Annotated in this window: 9 protein-coding genes and 2 tRNA genes; all 11 read right to left on the minus strand. The window is 61.9% G+C overall.

Annotated features, from left to right (window positions below):
* A partial coding sequence (gene rplL / locus VNN55_11130; GenBank protein HWO58108.1) for a 50S ribosomal protein L7/L12 occupies positions 1-119 on the minus strand: 119 nt, incomplete at its 3' end.
* A gap of 92 nt (positions 120-211) precedes the next feature.
* The gene (rplJ, locus tag VNN55_11135) at positions 212-727 is read right to left on the minus strand and encodes a 50S ribosomal protein L10 (GenBank protein ID HWO58109.1); all 516 of its coding nucleotides are present in this window, start codon (positions 725-727) and stop codon (positions 212-214) included.
* 53 nt (positions 728-780) lie between these two features.
* Entirely contained in the window at positions 781-1,485 is a 705-nt protein-coding gene (rplA, locus tag VNN55_11140; protein ID HWO58110.1) for a 50S ribosomal protein L1, read from the minus strand.
* 42 nt (positions 1,486-1,527) lie between these two features.
* A complete protein-coding gene (rplK, locus tag VNN55_11145; GenBank protein ID HWO58111.1) occupies positions 1,528-1,959 on the minus strand; it encodes a 50S ribosomal protein L11 in 432 nt (143 codons plus the stop codon).
* 25 nt (positions 1,960-1,984) lie between these two features.
* Entirely contained in the window at positions 1,985-2,521 is a 537-nt protein-coding gene (gene nusG / locus VNN55_11150; GenBank protein ID HWO58112.1) for a transcription termination/antitermination protein NusG, read from the minus strand.
* Entirely contained in the window at positions 2,518-2,709 is a 192-nt protein-coding gene (gene secE, locus VNN55_11155) for a preprotein translocase subunit SecE (protein ID HWO58113.1), read from the minus strand. The genes nusG and secE overlap by 4 nt, the downstream gene beginning before the upstream one ends.
* Before the next feature lie 24 nt (positions 2,710-2,733).
* Positions 2,734-2,807 (minus strand) — tRNA-Trp (locus VNN55_11160).
* Positions 2,808-2,842: 35 nt separating this feature from the next.
* Positions 2,843-4,045, minus strand: a complete 1,203-nt coding sequence (tuf, locus tag VNN55_11165) for an elongation factor Tu (GenBank protein HWO58114.1) — start codon at positions 4,043-4,045, stop codon at positions 2,843-2,845.
* A gap of 140 nt (positions 4,046-4,185) precedes the next feature.
* A tRNA-Thr gene (locus VNN55_11170) sits at positions 4,186-4,258 on the minus strand.
* A gap of 114 nt (positions 4,259-4,372) precedes the next feature.
* The gene (locus tag VNN55_11175; protein ID HWO58115.1) at positions 4,373-5,008 is read right to left on the minus strand and encodes a hypothetical protein; all 636 of its coding nucleotides are present in this window, start codon (positions 5,006-5,008) and stop codon (positions 4,373-4,375) included.
* Positions 5,009-5,010: 2 nt separating this feature from the next.
* Positions 5,011-5,787 carry a tol-pal system protein YbgF gene (gene ybgF, locus VNN55_11180; GenBank protein HWO58116.1) on the minus strand — a complete coding sequence of 259 codons (777 nt, stop codon included), beginning with the start codon at positions 5,785-5,787 and terminating at the stop codon, positions 5,011-5,013.
* Positions 5,788-5,877 lie beyond the last annotated feature (90 nt).

Below are 5,877 nucleotides of genomic sequence, written 5' to 3' on the forward strand. Positions count from 1 at the left end.
GCCACCGGCGCGGCCGCGGTCACGCCAAACTTCTCCTGCAGCGTCTTCGACAGCTGCGACAGCTCCATCACCGACATGTTTTCGATGATGCCAACCACTTGATCGATGGTGCTGGACACGTTTCCAATCCTTTCCTGCCGATACCCTGGAACGTACCGGGCTTGCGATTAATTGATCAGTGCTGCGAATAGACTGAAAATGCCGCCGCGGGCTACTTCTTCTTGTCCGCGATCGCCTCCACGGTGCCCACCAGTTCGCGAATGATGGCATCCAGCGTGCCGATGAATCCGGCGATCGGGCTTTCGACGGCGCCGATCAACTGCGCGAGGATGACTTCGCGCGGCGGCAGACTGGCGATCGCCTTCAGATCGCCGGCGCCGTAGGCGCGCTTTTCAACGACGAAGCGGCGCACGGTCGGCTTTTCGAGGCGCGCGTAGAACTCATGGAAGATCTTCGCGGTCTGGACCGGATCGGCGGGCCCGAAGGCCACCGCGGTCGGCCCCTTGAAATAGTCGCTCAACTCGCCCAGGCCGGCGTCACCGGCGGCGCGGCGCAGAAGCGTATTTTTCACCACATGGAGCGAGACCCCGGCCTGGCGCAGCTGCTTGCGCAGCTCTGTCACGTCGCCGACGCGGAGACCGGCGTAGTCGGCGACGAACACCGACCCGGCGTTGCGGAACTCGCGGGTCATCTCCTCCACGATCTGTATTTTCTCGGCAGTTGGCATTGTTCGCCTCTCGTACGGTCAATCGGAACGGCGGCGCCGGTCCGCGGAATGGATTAGCTCTGCGCTTCCGTCGTCAGCTTGCTGTGATCCACGCGGATGCCGGGGCCCATGGTCGTCGAGAGCGCGATGCGCTTGACGTACTGCCCCTTGGCGGCCGCCGGACGCGCCTTCATCACCGCGTCGATGAGAACCTTGGCGTTCTCCACCAGCTTCGGCACCGCGAAGGAGGACTTGCCTACCACCGAGTGCACATTGCCGGCGCGGTCGACACGGTACTCGACTTTGCCCGCCTTCAGATCGCTGACGGCCTTGGCGATGTCCATGGTGACGCTGCCGGTCTTCGGCGAGGGCATCAGTCCGCGCGGGCCAAGCACCTTGCCGAGCCGTCCGACCAGACCCATGGTGTCCGGCGTGGCGACGATGGCGTCGAAGTCCAGCCAGCCGCCCTGAATCTTTTCGACCATATCCTCGGCCCCGACGAAGTCGGCGCCGGCGGCGCGGGCTTCGGCTTCCTTCTCGCCCTTGGCGATCGCCAGCACGCGCACGGTCTTGCCGGTGCCGTGCGGGAGGACCACCGAGCCGCGGACCATCTGGTCGGCGTGCTTGGGGTCGACACCCAGCCGCATGGCGAGGTCGACGGTCTCGTCGAACTTGGCGTGCTTCAACTGCACCGCCAACGCCACGGCCTCCTCGAGGGTGTAGGCCTTCTGGCTGTCGACTTTGCTTTTGGCGGCGCGGTGTTTCTTGCCCTGTTTCATCGTCTCATCACTTTCCAAAAAGGTGGCGTACGGCCGTCCCACCTATACCACGTCGATGCCCATGCTGCGGGCGGTTCCGGCAACCATGCTCGCCGCGGCGTCGAGACTGGCGGCGTTCAGGTCGGGCATCTTCAACTTGGCGATCTCACGCACCTGATCCATCGTGACGCGCGCCACCTTGACACGGTTGGGCTCGCCCGAGGCCTTTTCAATCTTGGCGGCCTTCTTGAGCAGAATGGCCGCCGGCGGCGTCTTGGTGATAAAGGAGATCGACTTGTCCTTGAAGATCGTGATCTCCACCGGGATGATCATCCCGGCTTCCTTCTGCGTCCGGGCGTTGAACGCCTTGCAGAACTCCATGATGTTGACGCCGTGCTGACCGAGCGCGGGTCCGACCGGCGGGGCCGGCGTGGCCTGGCCCGCGGGGATCTGCAGTTTTACAAACCCGGTGACTTGCTTTTTGGGTGCCGCCATACTGTCCTCTCAACAACCGCCGCGCCTAACCGGGCACGACCTGCAGGAAATCCAACTCCACCGGCGTGGGCCGCCCGAAAATCGACACCATCACCTTGATCTTCTTGCGCTCCATGTTGACTTCGGAGACAAACCCCGAGAAATCCGCAAACGGTCCGTCGGTCACCTTGACCGCATCGCCGACTTTGTAGGGCACCTCGGTGATTTCCTTCTCCCGGCTGGTGTCCATCTGGCCGAGCACATGCTGGACCTCTTCGGCCCGCAGGGGCACCGGCTTGCCGGCGGCGCCGACGAAGTTGGTGATGCCCGGGGTGCTGGTCACCAGATGCTGGGTCTCTTTGGTCAGATGCAGCTCGATGAGAATGTAGCCGGGCAGAAACTTCTTCATCGACGAAGAGCGTTTCCCCTGGCGCATCTCGACCACTTCCTGCGTCGGCACCACGACCCGTCCGAGATACTCCTCCATCCCCGCATTCGCAAACGCGCTCTGCAGGTACTTCATCGCCTTCTTCTCATGGCCCGAATAGGTGTGGGCCACATACCAGTGCAGTTCCGGGCTCATCCGATTCCCAACAGCACCGAGACGCCCTGGGCCAGCAGGAGGTCGACGCCGAAGATAAAGAAGCCCACGACCGCGGAGACGAAGACGACCACGATGGTCGACCCGACCACTTCGTCGCGGCTGGGCCAGGTGACCTTGCCCAACTCGGCGACGGTTTCGTTCCAGTATGTTTTGATCTTCTCGATCATCGCGTCATTTCCTCATCTCACCAGCAGGCCTGGAGGGACTCGAACCCCCAACCCCCGGTTTTGGAGACCGGTGCTCTAGCCACTTGAGCTACAGGCCTGTCGAACCTTGCAGGCCTTGCGTTGCGCGAGCGACCTACTCCAGAATCTCGGCCACCACGCCCGACCCGACGGTGCGTCCGCCTTCGCGAATCGCAAAGCGCAGGCCCTTTTCCATGGCAATCGGGGCGATCAGTTCGCCCTCGATGGTCACGCGGTCGCCCGGCATCACCATTTCCGTGCCGGGCGGCAGCTTGGCCACGCCGGTCACGTCGGTCGTGCGGAAATAAAACTGGGGACGATAGCCGTTGAAGAACGGCGTGTGACGGCCGCCCTCTTCCTTGGTCAGAATGTAGACTTCGCCCTTGAACTTCGTGTGCGGCGTGATCGAACCCGGCTTCGCCAGCACCATGCCGCGCTCGAGCTCGTCTTTGTCGATGCCGCGCAGCAGCAGACCGGCGTTGTCGCCCGCCTGGGCCTCGTCGAGCGTCTTGCGGAACATCTCGACGCCGGTGACCACGCATTTGCGGGTTTCCTTTAGTCCAACGCGCTCGACTTCCTCGCCGACCCTGACGGTGCCGCGCTCGACGCGACCGGTGCCCACCGTGCCGCGTCCGGTGATCGAGAAGACGTCCTCGATCGGCATCAGGAACGGCTTGTCGGTCTGGCGCTCGGGGACCGGAATGTAGCTGTCGACCGCCTTCATCAGGTCATAAATGCACTGGTAGGCGGGAGACTCCTTGGCGCCGCTGACGCCGGCTTCCATCGCTTTGAGGGCGGAGCCGCGCACGATCGGAATTTCGTCGCCGGGGAATTCGTACTTCTTCAGCAGGTCGCGGACCTCCAGCTCGACCAAGTCGAGCAGCTCCGGATCGTCAACCATGTCGACCTTGTTGAGGAAGACGACGATGTAGGGCACGCCCACCTGGCGGGCCAGGAGGATGTGCTCGCGGGTCTGCGGCATGGGACCGTCGGCCGCCGACACAACCAGAATCGCGCCGTCCATCTGCGCGGCGCCGGTGATCATGTTCTTGACGTAGTCGGCGTGGCCCGGGCAGTCGACGTGGGCGTAGTGGCGGTTTTCAGTTTCGTATTCGACGTGCGCCGTGGCGATCGTGATGCCGCGCTCCTTTTCTTCGGGCGCGTTGTCGATCGAGTCAAAAGTGCGCACCTGCGCCATGCCGCGCAACGCCATCACCATGGTGATGGCCGCGGTCAGCGTGGTCTTCCCGTGGTCGATGTGACCAATCGTGCCCACGTTCACGTGGGGCTTTTTGCGTTCAAACTTCGCCTTCCCCATTGCCGAAGGTCTCCCTCCTCAAACAAAGATGTCGTGTGCCCGATCCGACGTCGCATCCCGACGTGCGACGCGACGCCTTCGGACACGGGCTCTGATTAACTTCAGACTCCAACGGTGATCACAGGGAACACCGAATTAACAGCCCACGACCGGGATTGAACCGGTGACCTCGTCCTTACCAAGGACGTGCTCTACCAACTGAGCTACATGGGCGCTCAAACAACGCAAAGCGCAAACTCGGACGTCACACCCAAAAACCCACAAACGGCTTTTGGGCACAAACGCCCAAGCAATAAGCTAGGCATTATAGGAAAAGTGATACGGGAGTCAAGGAAAAATCTTTGCTGGCGACAGCCATCCGTTTTCGAGCCGGGCAGTTAGCGAATTGATTTCGGCCAACCGCCCCCGCCGATAGGCCCGCCAGACCCCTGCTCGCCACGCTGAACGCCGGCATAGCCCGGGGTCATAGATCACTTCCCCGATCCAGATTCCCACCAGACAGGAATCGCTATCGACTTCCCAGGCAGAACCGGGCGCAAAGGTCCAGACATCGACCGGATGTCTACGCGATAAGCGTATGTGATACAATCTGTTATCACAATCGTACTCGACGCGCGGCACGGCGGTCTGTATTGGATAATCCAAAAAGCGATGTCGTTGCAATTCATTGACTTGCGGGAAAGAAAGCTCAACGGACCGAACCTTTACCGACTGCACGTCGAGCTCGACCATGACCGGACACCCGGAGGCATCAAGGTCGATCCGCAGCGACCCCGCATCTATAAATGAGGCATAGCGGTCATGCGGGACAACATGGTACTCGAGAACCTGATCGCTGGGATCAAAGAATGCCTGCCCGCAACGCAACCCATTGTGCCACAGCGGCCTGATGCGCAGGCGCGATCGTGTGGTCAGCCAAGCGCCCTGATGGGCAGGTGAGGTATGGATCAGTTGATCAAGCATGCTTATCTCATCTGGTCCAAGCGGTTACGCGCGGGTTTGGCCTCCAGCGACTTGGGGAATTCATTGACCACACGCTCGTACATGCGTCGTGACTGGCGCATTTCGCCCAGCTCTTCGTAGCAACGTCCCAATTTGTACAGCGCGGTGGGCAGCCGCTCGGAGCTGGGATAGTTCTCGACCAGGGCGGTGAATTCGGCCACCGCCGAATCGTAATAGTGACGGACATCGTCGCCGCCGCCGGTGCCGGCCAGTGAGTAGAAGCATTCCCCGATCCAATAGTGCGCGTCGGGAGCGTATTCGGATTCCCCGTAATAACTCAAAAGGTCGCGCAGTTGCCCGATGGCCAATTCGTAGTTGCCCTTGCGCACATCGAGGAAGGCGTTCTCGTACATCTGCCGCGGGTCGGCGTCAGGTGTGCCCGCTGCGGCGCCGGAGCCGCCAGTTGTGCCGGCGGGTGGCGCCTGATAGACCACCTGCGGCGGGCGGCGATCGACGGAGCGGCGCAGTTCATCGATGGTCTCGCGCATGGTCTGGACTTCGGTACGGAAGTCTTCCAGCGAGGTGGTGACATCGGCGCGCGCCAGCCGCGAGTTTTCACTCGATTCAATGGTGAGCGAGTCGATGCGCATCAGGTCGCGTTCCATCCGCTTGTTGGATGCCTCGATGTAGTCAATTTGCTCCTGCATACGCTGCATCGCCGCGCGCGAGACGCAGCCGCTGCCCAAAAGCGCGGCCAGCCCGAGCATGGCAAGAGAACGGAATCGGATCGTGTTCGTCATAGGCTCAAGCCCCCTTCGGCTATTCCCAATTGGAATGATTATACGCCGAACGGCGGTTGCGCCACCATTAAAGCGAGCGGGGCGGGAGAT

This window comes from bacterium (assembly GCA_035559435.1).
Taxonomy (GTDB): domain Bacteria; phylum Zixibacteria; class MSB-5A5; order WJJR01; family WJJR01; genus JACQFV01.

What these genes read in the sequence shown, in the direction of transcription:
- rplK (HWO58111.1), bottom strand. Translation starts at nt 1,959, where the DNA reads ATGGCGGCACCCAAAAAGCAAGTCACCGGGTTTGTAAAACTGCAGATC.
- secE (HWO58113.1), bottom strand. Translation starts at nt 2,709, where the DNA reads ATGATCGAGAAGATCAAAACATACTGGAACGAAACCGTCGCCGAGTTG.
- VNN55_11175 (HWO58115.1), bottom strand. Translation starts at nt 5,008, where the DNA reads ATGCTTGATCAACTGATCCATACCTCACCTGCCCATCAGGGCGCTTGG.
- nusG (HWO58112.1), bottom strand. Translation starts at nt 2,521, where the DNA reads ATGAGCCCGGAACTGCACTGGTATGTGGCCCACACCTATTCGGGCCAT.
- rplA (HWO58110.1), bottom strand. Translation starts at nt 1,485, where the DNA reads ATGAAACAGGGCAAGAAACACCGCGCCGCCAAAAGCAAAGTCGACAGC.
- tuf (HWO58114.1), bottom strand. Translation starts at nt 4,045, where the DNA reads ATGGGGAAGGCGAAGTTTGAACGCAAAAAGCCCCACGTGAACGTGGGC.
- rplJ (HWO58109.1), bottom strand. Translation starts at nt 727, where the DNA reads ATGCCAACTGCCGAGAAAATACAGATCGTGGAGGAGATGACCCGCGAG.
- ybgF (HWO58116.1), bottom strand. Translation starts at nt 5,787, where the DNA reads ATGACGAACACGATCCGATTCCGTTCTCTTGCCATGCTCGGGCTGGCC.